At 65.6% G+C, this 17,211-nt stretch carries 14 protein-coding genes and 1 pseudogene; 10 read left to right on the top strand and 5 right to left on the bottom strand.

Annotation, left to right across the window (positions count from 1 at the left end):
• Window positions 1–116 precede the first annotated feature (116 nt).
• Window positions 117–590 (bottom strand): annotated as a pseudogene (locus tag IPK66_11000) (inorganic phosphate transporter).
• Window positions 591–1,030: 440 nt separating this feature from the next.
• Here IPK66_11000 and IPK66_10995 point away from each other — a divergent pair.
• From IPK66_10995 to IPK66_10985, 3 genes are all read left to right on the top strand, one after another.
• Window positions 1,031–1,228, top strand: coding sequence for a hypothetical protein (locus tag IPK66_10995; protein ID MBK8175761.1), 198 nt, complete (start codon window positions 1,031–1,033; stop codon window positions 1,226–1,228).
• Between the two features lie 88 nt (window positions 1,229–1,316).
• Window positions 1,317–2,219 carry a LysR family transcriptional regulator gene (locus IPK66_10990; GenBank protein ID MBK8175760.1) on the top strand — a complete coding sequence of 301 codons (903 nt, stop codon included), beginning with the start codon at window positions 1,317–1,319 and terminating at the stop codon, window positions 2,217–2,219.
• 209 nt (window positions 2,220–2,428) lie between these two features.
• Window positions 2,429–3,880 (top strand): catalase, encoded by a 1,452-nt coding sequence (locus IPK66_10985; GenBank protein MBK8175759.1) that lies wholly within the window; start codon window positions 2,429–2,431, stop codon window positions 3,878–3,880.
• A gap of 129 nt (window positions 3,881–4,009) precedes the next feature.
• Here the strand turns inward: IPK66_10985 and IPK66_10980 are convergent, their stop codons facing one another.
• The 3 genes from IPK66_10980 to IPK66_10970 form a co-directional block, all read right to left on the bottom strand.
• Entirely contained in the window at window positions 4,010–5,140 is a 1,131-nt protein-coding gene (locus IPK66_10980) for a hypothetical protein (protein ID MBK8175758.1), read from the bottom strand.
• A 494-nt stretch (window positions 5,141–5,634) separates the two neighbouring features.
• A complete protein-coding gene (gene mfd / locus IPK66_10975) occupies window positions 5,635–9,135 on the bottom strand; it encodes a transcription-repair coupling factor (protein ID MBK8175757.1) in 3,501 nt (1,166 codons plus the stop codon).
• A gap of 4 nt (window positions 9,136–9,139) precedes the next feature.
• Window positions 9,140–9,406 (bottom strand): succinate dehydrogenase assembly factor 2, encoded by a 267-nt coding sequence (locus IPK66_10970; protein ID MBK8175756.1) that lies wholly within the window; start codon window positions 9,404–9,406, stop codon window positions 9,140–9,142.
• A gap of 73 nt (window positions 9,407–9,479) precedes the next feature.
• Between IPK66_10970 and recG the strand changes: the two genes are divergently transcribed.
• A complete protein-coding gene (gene recG, locus IPK66_10965) occupies window positions 9,480–11,561 on the top strand; it encodes an ATP-dependent DNA helicase RecG (protein MBK8175755.1) in 2,082 nt (693 codons plus the stop codon).
• A gap of 20 nt (window positions 11,562–11,581) precedes the next feature.
• On the opposite strand, the gene IPK66_10960 is transcribed toward recG, so the two are convergent.
• A complete protein-coding gene (locus IPK66_10960; protein MBK8175754.1) occupies window positions 11,582–12,058 on the bottom strand; it encodes a hypothetical protein in 477 nt (158 codons plus the stop codon).
• Window positions 12,059–12,093: 35 nt separating this feature from the next.
• Here IPK66_10960 and IPK66_10955 point away from each other — a divergent pair, with 35 nt between their 5' ends.
• From IPK66_10955 to IPK66_10930, 6 genes are all read left to right on the top strand, one after another.
• Window positions 12,094–12,711, top strand: a complete 618-nt coding sequence (locus IPK66_10955; GenBank protein ID MBK8175753.1) for an IS630 family transposase — start codon at window positions 12,094–12,096, stop codon at window positions 12,709–12,711.
• A 330-nt stretch (window positions 12,712–13,041) separates the two neighbouring features.
• Window positions 13,042–13,917, top strand: a complete 876-nt coding sequence (gene rpsB, locus IPK66_10950) for a 30S ribosomal protein S2 (GenBank protein ID MBK8175752.1) — start codon at window positions 13,042–13,044, stop codon at window positions 13,915–13,917.
• 148 nt (window positions 13,918–14,065) lie between these two features.
• On the top strand, window positions 14,066–14,974 hold the full coding sequence (locus tag IPK66_10945; GenBank protein ID MBK8175751.1) for an elongation factor Ts: 909 nt from the start codon (window positions 14,066–14,068) through the stop codon (window positions 14,972–14,974).
• A 177-nt stretch (window positions 14,975–15,151) separates the two neighbouring features.
• On the top strand, window positions 15,152–15,868 hold the full coding sequence (locus tag IPK66_10940) for a UMP kinase (GenBank protein ID MBK8175750.1): 717 nt from the start codon (window positions 15,152–15,154) through the stop codon (window positions 15,866–15,868).
• A 59-nt stretch (window positions 15,869–15,927) separates the two neighbouring features.
• Window positions 15,928–16,449 carry a ribosome recycling factor gene (gene frr, locus IPK66_10935; GenBank protein ID MBK8175749.1) on the top strand — a complete coding sequence of 174 codons (522 nt, stop codon included), beginning with the start codon at window positions 15,928–15,930 and terminating at the stop codon, window positions 16,447–16,449.
• Window positions 16,450–16,454: 5 nt separating this feature from the next.
• A complete protein-coding gene (locus IPK66_10930; protein MBK8175748.1) occupies window positions 16,455–17,189 on the top strand; it encodes an isoprenyl transferase in 735 nt (244 codons plus the stop codon).
• The last annotated feature ends 22 nt before the right edge of the window (window positions 17,190–17,211 follow it).

The raw sequence follows: 17,211 nt of genomic DNA, 5'->3' as shown, positions 1-17,211 counted from the left end.
GCGGCTCATCCGCCGCGCTAGCTTCAGTCAGCATGTAGCAGAAGCGATTACAAAAGCTGGGAGAAGGTCCAATACAGCACACCGGCAAGGGTGACCGCCGCCGGCAGGGTCAGCACTCAGGCCATCGCCAGGTTACGCACCGTCGACCACTGCAATCCCGGGCCGTTTGCCGCCATGGTCCCGGCGACGCCTGACGACAGGACGTGGGTGGTCGACACCGGGAGACCGTACATGTCGGCGGCGGCAATCGTCGACATCGCCACGAGCTCGGCCGATGCGCCCTGGCCTTAGGTCAGGTGCTGCTTGCCGATCTTCTCGCCGACGGTGATGACAATCCGCTTCCAGCCGACCTTGGTCGCTTGCGCCCAGTCGACCCCCGACGTGCCACCGCCGCTGTGCATGAGCTGATTGGCGAGGCCGACACCGATGATCGAGCCAATCAGCGTGTGCGAGCTCGAGGCCGGCAGCCCCAGGTACCCAGTGCCGAGGTTCCACAGGATGCCAGCCAGCAGCAGCGCGAATACCATGGCGAAGCCGGCGCTGGATTCGACCTGCAGGATCAGTTCGACCGGCAACAGCGAAATGATACCGTGCACATGATCATTGAAAACGGTCAGCTGTGATCATTGAAAGCGGCCACCCACGGGCATTCTCTCGGCGCGCGTCGACGTGATCGATCGAAATTCGACAGACAATATTACCTGCTCGCTGTGCAACGACGCATATCGGGGGACCAGCGTTCAGGGTGGGTGCACATCGCGGTCGAACACGGGAAACAGCCCGTCGCCCCAGTACCTCAATTTTCCTGCACAGGCCGGCCTGGGAACCTCCACGCAGAACTGGTATTTCAGCTGCGTTATCCCTTCGTTCGGCACCGGGTATTCAGGGATCTTCAACTACTACGTGAACGAGCAGTAGTATCGCCCGGAATCGCCGGTTTGGCGGGGTGTTTCATTCGCGAACAATGCGGGCGAGACAGGCAGCCGGGAGCAGCCTTACGACCGGGCGAGAGTAGGAGAACGTAGCAGAGGTGACGGACGCCTTCGAGGCGGTCGGTGCGCTTTTTCCAATCACGGGGGAAGGCGAGGCACTAGTGAGGCCGGTGGCGAAACAGAGGCACAGCCTGCCCGAACGCCGCTTCGCCGCCGCCAATCGCGCTGATATCCGCCATCTGATGGCATTGGCGGGTGAGCGCGAGGCGCGGCGTTTGCTTACCGCGAGCGCATGACATTGACGTCGGCGCTTGCGCGGTGGCTGTTATTCAATCACATTGATCGTCTCAGCGATAATGATTGATTTTAGCTATCGATCGGATCATGACTCTCCGGGAACTGCGCTATCTTGTTGCTCTGGCCGATTATGGCCACTTCGGCCACGCCGCCGCAGCCTGTCATGTCAGTCAGCCGACGTTGAGTACCCAGTTGAAAAAGTTCGAGGACGATCTTGGCATCGTCCTGTTTGAGCGAACGAACAAGGCGCTGCATGTGACGCCCATCGGCCGGAAGATCGTCGATCAGGCCCGCCGGGTGCTCGCCGAGGCCGACGCACTCGTCGACCTCTCGCGCAACACGACGGCACCGCTCGCCGGGCCGCTGACCTTGGGTGTAATCCCCACGCTCGGGCCCTATCTGCTGCCGTGGCTGCTGCCACTTTTAAAACGGACGTATCCCGATCTGCGGCTGATTCTCCATGAGGACCTGACCGATGCGCTGCTTGACAGCGTGCGTTCGCATCGGATCGATACCGCGCTCATCGCCCTGCCGACGGCACCCGATCTCGCAGCCTGCCCACTGTTCGACGAGCCGTTCTTCTTTGCCTGCCCGCACGATCATCCGCTGGCCCGCACCGACACGGTCCAGGACGCCGATTTGCACAGCCAGCAACTGCTCCTGCTCACCGACGGCCACTGCCTGCGTGACCAGGCGCTCGCCGTCTGTGGACAGCGCGAGACTGCGCTCAGCGAGGACGGCGCCGACTTCCGTGCGACCAGCCTGGAGACACTGCGCCAGATGGTCGCGGCCGGCATGGGCGTAACCCTGCTTCCGGCATTGTCTGTCGCCTGCACCGCAAACCAGGGCTTCGCGGTGCGTCCGCTCGCCAATGGCACGTCACGTCGCATCGGCCTCGTCTGGCGACGGGCCTATCCGAAGAGCGGCGATCTGGAGCTTCTTGCCGCGCTCATCCGTGGTGCCCTGCCGCCGGAGGTCGAGGCGGCGTAAGGTGTCGATAGGCGCCATCAATCGATCAAATTCGAACAATCGATTTCCATCAAAACCCGCTTTGCGGAATAGTGGCTGCTGAAGACGCCGCACGGTCGTCGTGCGGCTGCACGGTTGTCGTCATGCGTGCGCCCGATCGGCCGGCGAAGCTGGCGTTTGCCGGCGCGAGACAGACGGACCGCACCGGCTTGATGAGGGGATGAGCAAAGATGAGCAAGAAACTGACCACCAACGCGGGCGTTCCCGTGCCCGACAACCAGAACGTGATGACGGCCGGGCCGCGCGGTCCGCAACTGCTGCAGGACATCTGGTTTCTGGAAAAGCTCGCCCACTTCGACCGCGAGGTGATCCCGGAGCGGCGCATGCATGCCAAGGGCTCCGGCGCCTACGGCACCTTCACCGTCACCCACGACATCACGCGCTATACGCGGGCCAAAATCTTCTCGGAGGTCGGCAAGACGACCGAGTTGTTCGCCCGCTTCACCACGGTTGCTGGCGAGCGCGGCGCCGCCGATGCCGAACGCGACATCCGCGGCTTCGCGGTCAAGTTCTACACCGAGGAAGGCAACTGGGATCTCGTCGGCAACAACACGCCGGTGTTCTTCATGCGCGACCCGCTGAAGTTCCCCGACCTCAACCACGCGGTCAAGCGCGACCCGCGCACCAACCTGCGCAGCGCCAAGAACAACTGGGACTTCTGGACCTCACTGCCGGAAGCCCTGCACCAGGTCACCATCGTCATGAGCGATCGCGGCATTCCCGCGACCTACCGCCACATGCACGGCTTCGGCAGTCATACCTTCAGCTTCATCAATGCTGCGAACGAGCGTTTCTGGGTGAAATTCCACTTCAAGACGCAGCAGGGCATCCGCAATTTGAGTGACGTGGAAGCCGAAGCCATCATCGGCAAGGACCGGGAAAGCCATCAGCGTGATCTCTATGAGAGCATCGAGCGGGGCGACGCTCCGAAGTGGACGCTCAAAGTGCAGATCATGCCGGAGGCTGATGCCGCGACGGTCCCCTATCATCCATTCGATCTGACCAAGATCTGGCCGCACAAGGACTATCCATTGATGGATGTCGGGGTGATGGAGCTGAACCGCAATCCGGAGAACTTCTTCGCCGAGGTCGAGCAGTCTGCCTTCAATCCGGCCAACGTGCCGCCCGGCGTCGGCTTCTCGCCGGACAAGATGCTGCAGGGCCGGCTGTTCTCCTATGGCGACGCGCAGCGCTACCGGCTCGGGGTCAACCACCATTTGATCCCGGTGAACGCACCCCGCTGCCCGGTGCACAGCTATCACCGCGACGGGCAGATGCGGGTGGATGGCAACCACGGCAGCACGCTCGCCTACGAGCCGAACAGCTACGGTGAGTGGCAGCAGCAGCCGGACTATCGCGAGCCGCCGTTAAGCCTCGAAGGGGCAGCCGATCACTGGAACCACCGCGAGGACAGCGACTACTTCTCGCAGCCAGGCATGCTGTTCCGGTTGATGTCTCCGGCGCAGCAGCAGGTGCTATTCGAGAACACCGCCCGCTCGATCGGCGAGGCACCGCGGGAGATCCAGGTCCGCCACATTGGCCATTGCCTGAAAGCCGATCCGGCCTATGGCAAAGGCGTGGCCGACGCGCTGGGCATCCCGTTGAGCGAGGTTTGCGCTTAGGTCCACTTGCAACCGTCGGGTCTGGCGCTCGTCACCGGCCTGCCGGCCCAAGACCGGCACGCCGGTGGCCGGCGGCGTTCGGCCGCCGGCGTGTTTGGCAAAGGGCGCGGCAGACGCCGCGCCGCCTGGTCATGCGCCGCCGTGGCGAATCTCCGCAGCGCCCGGCTGATGACCCCGGCCGTCCGCGTCGATCACGTACCGCGCCGGCAACTGACTTGCCCCATGAAGGCGCGCCATGGCGAGCAGAGCCGCCGGATAACCGTCGGGCGTCGTGCGCGCGGTAATGAAGGGGCCATCCGCTACCGCCATGTACGGACTGCCGTTGCGGGAGATGAAGCCCCCCTGCGGTCCGGTGTACTGCTTGATCATCTGCTCGAGGGTAATCGGGGCCGAGCCGTAGTTGGGACCATAGCCCCCCTCGCTGGGAACATCGGTGGTTCCGTCGGTATAGTCGTCCTGCTCGGAATGGCCGGTTGCCACCCGGCCCCAGACGAGCGGGACTTTCGTTCTCGGGTCCGTCGCCTGGATGAGGACCTGCACGCCGTAGCAGATCGCCGCCACCGGCCGCCCCAGTGCGGCGAGCAGCGCGATCAACGGACGCACCGAGGTGTTGCCGCCAAGGTCCATATAGGCACCGGCGCCGCCGACGATAAACATACCCGCGTACTGCGTGGCGTCGCGCAGACCCTCAAACAACGTGCGCCGGAACGGCTCCCGGGAGGCCTCCCCATGCTGCGGTCGCGGCGTCGCTGGCAGCCACGCGTCGAGATTGCGCGGCGCGTTCAGCCGCTGCCCCTCGGTCGTCGTCCGGTCGTTGTAGCGCGCGCCCAACGCCGCTTCGCCCGTCGATACCTGGGGGGCGTTCCATGCTTGATCGCGGAAAGTGGTATCGAGGCTCACGCCGAACGCGAACGGCCGTTCCCCCCGCGGGGTGACGTAATCCACATCGTACCCGGCGGCGCGGAAGACCTGATCGGTCAGCGTCAGTTCGGAGCACCAATAACCGTGCTGCGGGATGACGGCGAGAATCTTTCCGGGCTGCGCGGGAATATCGACGCTCACGCCGGTGAAGCGGGCGATTTCGCTGACGAGGAACGGCTTGTCGAAAAGGCCATCCACCATCCGCTGGGCGATTGATCCGACGGGCGCGTCCTGCGCCATGAGCATGGTCGGGAACTCGACGGCCGTGGCATGGCTGTCGGCGATTGCCGCGGCAACGGCCTCAGGAGAATCGGAGCTTTGCGTTGCGGTCTGCACCATCATAGCCTCCTCAGAGAAATCGGTTTGTCCCGCGATCAGCACGCGCGCAGATCGATGATGACGCTCTGCTCCTTCGCCGCACGCAGGACTGCGATGATTGGTCTGTCGTCGCACCCAAACGGTTTACCGCAGTACATGGGATGCCGTCTTGTCACTGCCAGCCCGTTCGTCTGGCCCAGGCGCCTCCTCCGGAAGAGAGGGTACGCCGGACGCATTGCCTGAGAGCCAAATACGTCTTGCGATCCAGAGCTCGTGGGTCGGGCCTCGTGCCGCTGCGAACAATACCTCACAAGGGGCTTACTTCAAGCCGCCGCTCCGTCTGCCGGGCTGCGCGGCTTGCTCAGCAATCGCGGGCGTTCCTGTCCGGCGGCATAATGACAGATGGCGATTTGTGCAAATCTAGTGACGATTATATAATAAAAATCAACTAGTTATGATATATATCTAAACTAGTACATGAGCATCGGGGAAAGCGATTGAAGCGGACGCAAGGCTCAAGGCGCCTTGGTCGCGGCGAGCTTGGCCAGCGCGCGGCAGAGGTCGCGAACGCCTTCGAGGCGGTCGGTGGCGGTTTCCCAGTCGCGGCGGAAAACGAGGCGCTGGTCGGGGCGCAGCTTGAAGGCGGTGCCGTGGCGGGCGATATAGGAGACCAGCGTCGGCGGGTTGGGAAAGGCGTTGTTGCGAAAGGCGATGACCGCGCCCTTGGGTCCGGCCTCGATACGCTCGATGTGGGCCGTGCGGCAGAACTGTTTAATCGCAACAACTTCGAGAAGATTGCTCACCTCTTCTGGGAGCGAGCCGAAGCGGTCGACGAGTTCGGCGGCAAACGCGTCGATCGCCGCGCGGTCAGCGAGATCGCCCACCCGGCGGTAGAGGCCGAGGCGCACGCCGAGGTCGGGGACATAGGCTTCGGGAATCAGCACGCCGAGGCCAAGCGAGATCTGCGGGCTCCAGTCGTGCGCCTGAACCGCCACACCGCCGCCGGCGCGCGCCTCGTTGACGGCGTCCTCGAGCATTTGCTGGTAGAGCTCGATGCCTACTTCCTTGATGTGCCCGGTCTGCTCGTCGCCGAGCAGGTTTCCGGCGCCGCGGATATCGAGATCGTGGCTGGCGATGGTGAAGCCGGCGCCGAGTGCGTCGAGGGCCTGCATCACGGATAAGCGCTTTTCGGCGGTGCGGGTGAGCTTGCGGCGCGGCGGCAGGGTGAGGTAGGCGTAGGCGCGTAGCTTGCCGCGACCGACCCGCCCCCGCAGCTGGTAGAGCCCGGCGAGCCCGAACATATCGGCCCGGTGCAGGACGATGGTATTGACGCTGGGCAGATCGAGGCCGGATTCGATGATGTTGGTCGAGAGCAGCACGTCACCCCGGCGCTCGTAGAACGCGCCCACCGCCGCCTCAAGCTCGCGCGCCGCCATCCGTCCGTGGGCCATGATCACCGAGACCTCGGGGACGAGCTTGGCCAGGGTGTCGCGCAGCGCGTCGAGGTCCTCGATGCGCGGGCAGACGTAGAAGGTCTGACCGCCACGCGCCTTTTCGCGCAAGATCGCCTCGCGGATCACCACCGGATCGAACTCGAGCACGAAGGTGCGCACGGCGAGGCGATCGACCGGCGGTGTGGCGATCAGGCTCATCTCGCGTACCCCCGACAGCGCCATCTGCAAGGTACGCGGGATCGGTGTCGCCGAAAGGGTCAGCACGTGCACGTCGCTCTTGAGCTTCTTCAGCCGCTCCTTGTGAGCGACGCCGAAGTGCTGCTCCTCGTCGATGATCAGAAGGCCAAGGTCGCGAAAGCGGATGTCCTTGGCGACGAGGGCATGGGTGCCGATGACGATATCGGTGGTCCCGTCGACGAGACCGGCCTTGACCAGCTTGGCGTCGCGAGCGCTCACCAGGCGGGAAAGCTCGGCGACGTTGATCGGAAAGCCACGAAAGCGCTCGGCGAAGGTGCGGTAGTGCTGGCGGCAGAGCAGGGTGGTCGGCACGACGACCGCGACCTGGCGGCCGTCGATGGCGGTGACGAAAGCGGCGCGCAACGCGACTTCGGTCTTGCCGAAGCCAACGTCGCCACAAATCAGCCGGTCGGTCGGTTTGCCGGAGCCAAGGTCGGCGAGGGTCTCATTGATCGCGCTGGCCTGATCGTCGGTCTCGCTATAAGGGAAGCGGGCGCAGAATTCGTCGAACAGGCCCTCGGGAGCCGTCATCGGCGGGGCCTCGCGCACCGCCCGCGCCGCGGCGATGCGGATCAGCTCGCCCGCCATCTCGCGCAGGCGCTCGGCCATCTTCGCCTTGCGCGCCTGCCAGGCGGCACCGCCCAGGCGGTCGAGGCCGATGCCCTCGCTCTCGGCGCCGAAGCGTCCGATCATTTCGATGTTCTCGACCGGCAGGTAAAGACGCGCGCCTTCGGCATAGAGGATGCGCAGGCAGTCGTGCGGCGCGCCGTCGACCGCGATCGCCTCGAGGGCGTCGTAGCGTCCGATGCCGTGATCGACATGGACGACAAGATCGCCCGGTGCCAGCGAGGAGGCTTCCATCAGGAAGTTCTCGGCCCGCGCCCGTCGCGCGCCGCGGCGGATCATCTTATCGCCGAGAATGTCCTGCTCGGCGATCACCGCGAGCTCACGGGTGACGAACCCGCGATCGAGGGCGAGGACGGCGAGCGCGACCGCCTTGGTCGGCAGCGCGGCGGCCTCCGCCCAGCTGCCAACGGCCTTGCCGCCAGCGATCTTGTGCTCGCGCAGGACGGTCGCCAGGCGGTCGCGCGAGCCGCGGGAGACGGCGGCGATCAGCACTCGCCGGCCCTGGCGACGGTGTAGGGCGATGCGCGCCGCCACCTCGTCGTAAACATTCAGATCGGCGCGCAACCGCGCCTCGCTGAAGTCGGCGCCGATGCGCCCGCCGGCGTCGATGGCGCCGTCGGGGTCGTCGGGCGCGACGAAGGGACTGAGCACCGCCGTCGGCCGTTGTGCCAGTGCCTCCTCCCATCCGGCGGCATCGAGAAACAGGCTCGTCTCCGGCACCGGATGGTAGGGCGCGGCGGTGCCGGCGAAGCGACCGGCGGCAAGCTCGCGGCGGGCGGCATAGTACTCGGTGATCATCGCCTGTCGCGCCTCGCCCGCCTCGTCCGCCTGATAGTCGAGGACGACGGGCGCGCCTGCGAGATAGTCGAACAGCGGCACCAGCCGGGGATAGAACAGCGGCAGCCAGTGCTCGAGGCCCTGGTAGCGTTGGCCGGCGGACACCGCCGCGTAAAGCGGATCGCTGGCGACCGCCGTGCTGCCGCCGGCGCCGGCGAGCGCCCGGTAGGCGACGCGGAACTGGGTGATCGTCGCATCGTCGAGCACGACTTCACTGATCGGCAGCAGGCTGCAGCGATCGACGTGCGATAAGGTCCGCTGGCTGGCGACATCGAAGGCGCGGATGCCGTCGATCTCGTCGCCAAAGAAATCGAGGCGCAGCGGATCGGGGGTTCGCGGCGGAAAGAGGTCGATGATACCGCCGCGCACGGCGAAGTCGCCGCGGTCGGCGACGGTCTCCACCCGGGTGAACCCGAGCCGCGACAGGCGTTGAACCAGATCGCCAAGATCGCGCCGCTCGCCCTTGCCTAATGTGATGACGCGCGATGTGATCTCGTCCGCCGGCAGTACCCGCTGCAGCGCCGCCGCGGCAGTGGTCAGGAGAATCCCTGGAAGTCCCGCCGCGCCGCCGCCCAGCCGCGCCAGTGTTTCGATCCGTCGGGCGGCGATCGAGGGATTGGGCGATACGCGGTCGTACGGCAGGCAGTCCCAGGCCGGGAATTCCAGCCGGTCGAGGTCCGGGGCAAAGAAGGCGAGAGCCTCGGCGAGCTGAGTAAGCCTCACATCGTCGGCGACGACGACGCACAGACAGCGCCCGGCGCGGCGCGCGAGTTCGGCGATGATGAGCGCGTCATCACCCGCTGGGGCGCCGGCAATGGCGAAGCGCCCGCGGCGCGAAAGAATCTCGGCAGGGAAGGTCAAGGAGTTAGACTGTAAACTTAAAGCTCTTGAGCGCGCGCATGACCGGATGATCGAGTTCAACCGGAACCGGCGCGCGCCCGGTCATCCAGTTGTTAAGGTCGAGGTCGTCGTGCTCCATCACCAGCCGTTCCAGCCAGTCGACGTCCGCATCGCTGAGTTCATGCAGATGCCGGTCGACGAACGCGCCGAACAGAAGGTCGTTCTCGCGCATGCCGGTATGGTGGCACCGGAAGGCCACGCGCTTGCGCCGGTTGTCGTCCTCTTCGCTCACCATTGGCCTCCGTTGCTGCGGGCGGCTAGCATATAACCGCCGATCCCGGTTCTGTCAGCGCTCTCGTCGTCCGATGCGCCCGCCCATCCTTTATCCCCTGTTCGCCGCTGTCGATTCACTTGCCGGTGTCGGGCCGACTCTGGCGAAATCGTTGGGGCGCCTCGCCGGTCCCCGTATCGTCGATCTGCTGTGGCATCTGCCGCACGGGCTGGTCGATCGCCGCCTGTCGCCGTGCATCGCTGCCGTTACCGCCGGGCAGACGGCGAGCGTGCGGGTCAAGGTCATCGAGCACGCCCCGCCGCGCAACCGGCGTCATCCCTACCGGGTGCTTACCGCCGATGCCAGCGGTGAGCTTGTCCTCGTTTTCTTCAACGCTCGTGGGGACTATCTCGCACGAACGCTTCCAGCGGGAGAGATCCGCCTGGTCAGCGGCGCCGTCGAGCGCTTCGGCGATACGCTGCAAATGGTTCATCCGGACTACATCGTCGAGGAAGCCGCCGCCGATACGTTGCCGGCGTTCGAGCCGGTCTATCCGCTGACCGCGGGTCTTGGTGGCAAGGTGCTGGCGAAAGTGGTGCGGGCCGCATTGGAACGGGCGCCGGTGCTGGACGAATGGCTCGATCCTGCCTTTCTCGCACGTCGCGGCTGGCCGGCGTGGCACGAGGCGGTCGTCTGCGCGCACGCGCCGCAAGACGAGGCTGACGTCGAGGCGACGGCACCGGCCCGGGCACGGCTCGCCTATGACGAGTTGCTAGCCAACCAACTCGCCCTCGCGATCGTCCGCCGGCAGATGCGGCGTAAGCCCGGGAAGGCCCACCCGGGAGACGGGCACCTTGCCGCCTGCATCGAAGCGCAGCTCGGATTTGAACTCACCAGCGCTCAGCGGGCGGCGTTGACGGACATCCGCGCCGATCTCGCCCGGCCGGCGCGCATGCTTCGCCTGCTACAAGGCGATGTTGGCAGCGGTAAGACCGTCGTTGCGCTGCTGGCAATGCTGCAGGTGATTGAAAGCGGAGCACAGGCGGCGTTGCTGGCGCCGACCGAGCTGCTTGCCCGCCAGCATTTCGCCATCATCGCCCGCCTCGCCGAGGCGGTGGGCGTGCGCACCGCGCTGCTCACCGGCCGGGAAAAGGAGGCGGCACGCCGGGCGACAATGGCGGGACTCGCCGGCGGTGAGATCGCCATTGCCGTCGGCACCCACGCCCTGCTTCAGGACGCGGTGGCGTTCGATGATCTCGGGCTGGCGGTAATCGACGAGCAGCATCGCTTCGGCGTCGAGCAGCGTCTCGCCATCGCCGGCAAGGGTGGCGGCGTCGACGTGCTGGTGATGTCGGCGACACCCATCCCGCGCACTTTGACGATGACCGTATATGGCGACCTCGACGTTTCGCGGATCGAGGGGAAGCCGCCGGGTCGCCGGCCGATCGATACCCGTGTTCTGCCCAACCATCGCCTCGATGACGTCGTCGAGGGAATCGGGCGGATATTGTCGGCGGGCGCCAAGGTCTACTGGGTCTGTCCGCTGGTCGAGGACTCCGAAACGCTCGATCTCGCCGCCGCCGAGGATCGGCACGCCCACCTCGCCAGCGTCTTTCCCGGCCGCACCGCCCTGGTGCACGGACGGATGAAGACGGCGGAGCGCGAGGCCGCCATGCGTGCGTTCCGCGACGGCGACGCCAGCGTACTGGTGGCGACGACGGTGATCGAGGTCGGTGTCGACGTGCCGGCGGCGACGCTGATGGTCATCGAGCACGCCGAGCGTTTCGGCCTTGCCCAGCTTCACCAGCTCCGCGGCCGGGTGGGGCGGGGCGACGCACCGTCGACCTGCATTCTCCTTTATGCGGCGCCGATCAGCGATGCCGCGCGAGCGCGTCTCGCCGTCCTGCGCGAGACCGACGATGGCTTTCGTATCGCCGAGGAGGATTTGCGGCTGCGCGGCGCGGGAGAGCTGCTGGGCGTGCGTCAGAGCGGCCTGCCGGCCTTCCACCTTGCCGATCTCGCACACCACGCCGAGCTCCTTGCCATCGCCGGTGACGAAGCTCGGCTGATCATCGAGCGCGATTCCGACCTCGCCGGCGCACGCGGCCCAGCGTTACGCCAGCTGCTCTACCTCTTCGAGCGCGACCAGGCGATCCGCACCCTGGGCTCGGGCTGAGGCGCGCATCGCGCAATCTACTAAGCAGGATTCCCTTGGGCGATCCACATATGGCAGGCTCTGGTGGAGGGATCACTGGATTTTGGTGTTGTCATGGCGGGTCGTCCTCGGGTAGTGGCGACGGCGGAGCAGTGCGAGGAGTTGCGTGCGCTGGCCGGTTCGCCGGATCGGGCGGAAGCGGATCGGGCGCGGTCGATTTTGTTGTCGCTGCAGGGTTGGTCGAGCGCTCGGATTGCCGAAGCGTTTTCGGTCGAGCCGAACAGCGTGCGCCATTGGCGCTGGACGTTCGGTCGCGAGGGGGTGGCGGGCCTGCGCGCCCGCAAGGCACCGGGGCCGGAGCCGGTGAAGGCGCGGGCGGCGCTGGCGGTGGTCTCGGCAGTGCTGACGGACGAGGTTGCCGATCGGCGGAACTGGACGCTGCCGCGGTTGCAGAACGAGATCGAGCGGCGCACCGGCGAGCGGATTTCCAAGTCGCGGCTGAGCGTGGTGATGCGCAAAAGGGGGCTTTCGCTGGCGGCGACCCCGGCACACGCTGAAGGGGCGGCAGGACGCCCAGGCCGTCGATCGCTCCGGCCTGCGGCTTCGTCTGCTGAAGCAGCAGGCCCAGGCCGGCGACCTCGTGCTGCTGTTCGAAGACGAGTCCGAGGCGCTCACCCATCCTTATCTCGCGCATGTGTGGGCCGGGCGCGGCGCCGACCTGCGCGTCGCAGCGCCCGGCCAGGCGCGCAAGGTGGCGATGATCGGCGCGCTCGACTTCGCGGCCGGCACGCTGGTCGTCGAGACCAGCCGGAGCAAGCGAAGCAGCGATTTCATCGCTCTGCTGACGCGGCTCGACGAGCTCCATGGCCCGCGCCCCGGCCGACCGACGAAGCCGGTCGTGCTCGTCATCGACAACGGTCCCATTCATACCAGCAAGGCGTCGCGTGCCGCCCTCGCCGCGCGGCCATGGCTGTGCGTCGAATGGCTGCCGAGGTACGCCCCCGAGTTGAACGACATCGAACATGCTTGGCGTGACCTGAAGCGGCATTTCCTCGCCCATCAGACCTTCCGAGACCTCGACCATCTCGACCGCGCCATCCATGCTGCCGTCACTGACCTCAACAACGAACGCCAATCCAAAACGTGTGCAAACCTACGAATCGCTGCTTAGTAGGCATCTATCAAGATCATCGACACGCGAGAGCCCTGCCGACCGTTTATGTCCTGTGCGCGTCTTTCCCAGCGTTGGGGTTGCGATCTACTAGTAGATTATCAGGCCAGCAATGTCGCCGACAGGACGGCGAGCAAGACATTTCGAGGGACGCGTATCCCCGTGAAGGCGACGCTCCGCCTTGCAAAAGGGGCAGGCAGGGGGTATCTAGCGGTCATCTCACACGCGGAACTCGCGGCCGTGCGCCTGTTGGCGTCTGCGGCTGCTCCGGTGCCGGGGCATTCCGGCCATTTCCGCGGCGGTCAACCGGAAAAGAAAGTACACACGCTGATGACGACCCCGACCTTTACCATGCGCCAGCTCCTGGAAGCCGGCGTGCACTTCGGCCACAGCACACGGCGGTGGAATCCGCGGATGGCGCCTTACCTGTTCGGTGTGCGCAACGGCACCCACATCATCGATCTCGAGCACACCGTGCCGCTGTTGCACCGAGGCTTGCTCGCCGTACGCGACGTCGTTGCCGCCGGTGGGCGGGTGCTGATCGTCGGTACCAAGCGCCAGGCAAGCGAGAAGGTGGCCGATGCCGCCAAGCGCTGCGGCCAGTACTACGTCAACCACCGCTGGCTCGGCGGGATGATGACCAACTGGCGGACGATGTCGAACTCGATCAAACGGCTGCGCGACCTTGACGCGCGCCTGTCCGAGACGATGCAGGGTCTGACCAAGAAGGAAACGCTGAACCTCACCCGCGAACGCGACAAGCTTGAGCGTTCGATGGGCGGCATCAAGGAGATGGGCGGTCTGCCCGACATCCTCTTCGTCATCGATACCAACAAGGAATCGATCGCTGTCGCCGAGGCCAACAAGCTGAGCATCCCCGTCGTCGCCATTCTCGATTCCAACAGCGATCCGGCGGGCATCAACTTCCCCATCCCCGGCAACGACGACGCACTGCGCGCGATCAGCCTTTACTGCGATCTGCTGGTGGACTCGGTGCTCGATGGCATTCAGCAGGAGATGGTCGCGGCCGGCGTCGACATCGGCGCCTCCCAGGATCCGGATGTCGAGCTGATCGACGAGATCGACGAAGAGAACCTGCTCACGGGCGATGCCAGTGCCGATGCCGCACCGGAGGAAGCCCCGAGTTCCGAGGCTACGGGCGCCGAAACGGGCGGGAACGAAACCGAAGCCGGCCAGACGGCCTGAACGACATCCCGGAACGCGTGTCGCTGCCGCCGATCGACTGGCGGCGGCAGCAGCGTCCGGCGAGACGATCTGCAACAAGGCACGCTGGTGCCGGTGTCTCGCTGAGTGCGACGGCGCGGGCCAGCGACGAAGGTGGAGAAGCTGCGAGATGGCGGACATCAGTGCGAGCCTGGTGAAGGCGCTGCGCGAAAAGACGAACGCCGGCATGATGGATTGCAAAAAGGCGCTGACCGAAACTGCGGGCGACATCGAGGCGGCGGTCGACTGGCTGCGCAAAAAAGGCCTCGCGGCCGCGGCCAAGCGTTCGGGGCGCGTGGCTTCGGACGGGCTCATCGGTCTTGCGGTCGACGGTGCGCGCGGCGCCGTCGTCGAGATCAATTCCGAGACCGATTTCGTCGCGCGCAACGCCGTGTTCCAGGACTTCGTCGTTAATGTGGCGAAGATCGCCTGTGCCCTGCAGGTCGACACCGAGGCCCTGCGGCAAGCCGCCTGGCCGGCGACCGGGCGGACGATCGCCGAGGAACTGACCCATCTCGCGGCGACGATCGGCGAGAACATCACCTTGCGCCGCAGCGAATGCGTTGCCGTCGAACAGGGGGTGATCGCCGCCTACATGCACAACGCCCAGGGGCCGGGGATCGGCAAGATCGGCGTGCTGGTGGCGATCGCCGCCGAACGCGTCGACGCGGCCGTGCAGGACCTCGGCAAGAAAATTGCCATGCATGTCGCCGCCGCCAATCCACTCGCCGTCTCGCGCGCGGATGTTGCCGCCGACGCCCTCGAGCGCGAGCGGTCGGTTCTGGTTGAGCAGGCGCGCGGCACCGGGAAACCGGAGGCGGTCATTCAGAAAATGGTTGAGGGCCGGATCGGCAAGTTCTACGAGGAAGCTTGTCTGCTCGAGCAGGCGTTCGTTATGGATCCGCAGACAAAGGTGGGCGCGCTAATCGAGGCGGCTGGCAAGGATCTCGGCTGCAGGTTGGAGGTGCGGCGCTTCATTCGCTTCGCGCTCGGCGAGGGCATCGCAGCTTCAGCGGACGCGGCGAGCGTCGCGGCTTAGGCGGCGCCGTTATAACCAGCGCTGCGGGCGCTCCGCGACGCTGGCGATACGACCGACGCGGGCCCGGAACGGCTCAGAAGATTAAGGCGTGTCAGAACAACGGCGATCGCGTTCGCGCGCCACGTCGGGCCGTTGGCACGGCAGCGGAATCGATTGCAAACCACAGGCAGGGGAACAATGACCGCCACTCCGGTTTACCGTCGCGTTCTGTTGAAGCTGTCTGGCGAAGCCCTGATGGGCGAGCAATCCTATGGAATCGAATTGGCCACCCTCGAACGCATGGCCGCCGATATCCGGGCGGTCAGCGAGATGGGGGTCGAGGTGTGTCTCGTCGTCGGCGGCGGGAACATCTTTCGCGGTGTCTCCGTTGCCGCGTCGGGTCTCGAACGGGCGAGCGCGGACTATATGGGTATGCTCGCCACGGTCATGAACGCGCTGGCCCTGCAAAGCGTGCTTGAACGATGTGGTTTGCATACGCGGGTGCAGTCGGCTATTCCGATGACGACGGTATGCGAGCCGTACATCCGGCGCCGCGCCGTTCGGCATCTTGAAAAGGGTCGCGTCGTGGTCTTCGCCGCCGGCACCGGCAATCCATTCTTCACCACCGATACCGCGGCGGCGCTGCGGGCGGTGGAAATGGGCTGCGACGCGCTGCTGAAAGGCACCCAGGTCGATGGCGTCTATTCGGCCGATCCCAAGAAGGACGCGAATGCCGAGCGCTATGAGACGCTATCGTTCCAAGAGGTGTTGTCCCGCGATCTGCGGGTGATGGACACCTCGGCGGTGGCGCTCGCCCGCGACAATGCGATCCCCATCATCGTCTTTTCCATTCACAGCCCTGGCGCATTCGCCTCAGCCGTGTGCGGTACCGGAAAGTCGACGATCATTCGCTGAGGAACGTTCCCGTGACGACGACAGACATACAATCGATCAAGAAAGAAGCGGCCCGGCGCATGGACGCCGCGGCTGAGGTTCTGCTCAAGGAATTCGCCGGCCTGCGCACCGGGCGCGCGTCGGTCAGCCTGCTGGAGCCATTGAGCGTCGACGCTTATGGGTCGCGGATGCCGCTGACGCAGGTGGCGACGGTTTCAGCGCCGGAGCCACGCCTGCTGACCGTGCAGGTCTGGGATCGAGGTCTGATCAAGGCGGTGGAACGGGCGATCAAGGAATCAGATCTTGGCCTGAATCCGGTGGGCGAAGGCCAGCTCATTCGCATCCCGATCCCGCCGCTCAACGAGCAACGGCGCATCGAGATCACGAAAATCGCATCGCGTTACGCCGAGGAAGCGCGAGTCGCGGTTCGCAACGTCCGGCGCCATGCCCTGGACGAGTTGAAGAAGGCGGAGAAGGACGGCGGTATCTCGCAGGATCAGGTTCGCGACCTCGGCAAGCAGGTACAGGAGCTGACGGACCAGCGTATCCAGATCGTCGACGATCTCCTCTCCAAGAAGGAATCCGAGATCCTGCAGGTGTGAGCCCGATGAAGCCTCTGCCGTCCGAGGCCGAGCCGGGGCGCATACCGGCGCACGTCGCGATCATCATGGACGGCAACGGCCGATGGGCCGCCTCGCGCGGGATGGGCCGCGCCGCCGGACACAAACGCGGCGCCGAAGCGGTGAAGACAGCCGCCGAATGCGCGGTGCGACTGGGTGTTTCCTATCTGACCCTGTTCGGCTTTTCTTCCGAGAACTGGACCCGCCCGGAGGCCGAGATCCTCGACCTCATGGGTCTGTTGCGCTACTACCTCGGACGGGAAGTGGGGTTCCTGCAAGAGCATTCGATTCGGCTACGGATCATCGGTGATCGCCAGCGATTGGCTGCGGATATCGTCGACGCCATCGAACAGGCCGAGCAGCGGACCCGCGGCAACGGCCGGCTGACGCTGACGATCGCCCTGAGCTACGGGGCGCGGGCCGAGATCTGTCGCGCGGCGCGGCGAATTGCCGAGGAAGTAGCGAGCGGTCGTCTCGCCGCCGCCGATATCGATGAGATGTCGTTCGCCAAATTCCTGTATACCTACGACATGCCCGATCCGGATCTGGTGATTCGAACCAGCGGCGAACAGCGGATCAGTAATTTTCTTCTCTGGCAGGTGGCGTATTCGGAATTGGTGTTCCTCGATACATATTGGCCGGACTTCTCGCAGCAGGAGTTCGAGCGAGCGGTTCGCGAATTCGGTCGCCGGGATCGACGCTACGGCGCCGTCTCGAGTTGAGTGCGGAACGGTCCGTGCGCCC

The organism is Rhodospirillales bacterium, assembly GCA_016712595.1.
GTDB lineage: Bacteria > Pseudomonadota > Alphaproteobacteria > Rhodospirillales > Defluviicoccaceae > Defluviicoccus.
Note: the sequence above shows the minus strand (reverse complement) of the source record. Positions and strands in the feature narration are given on the sequence as shown.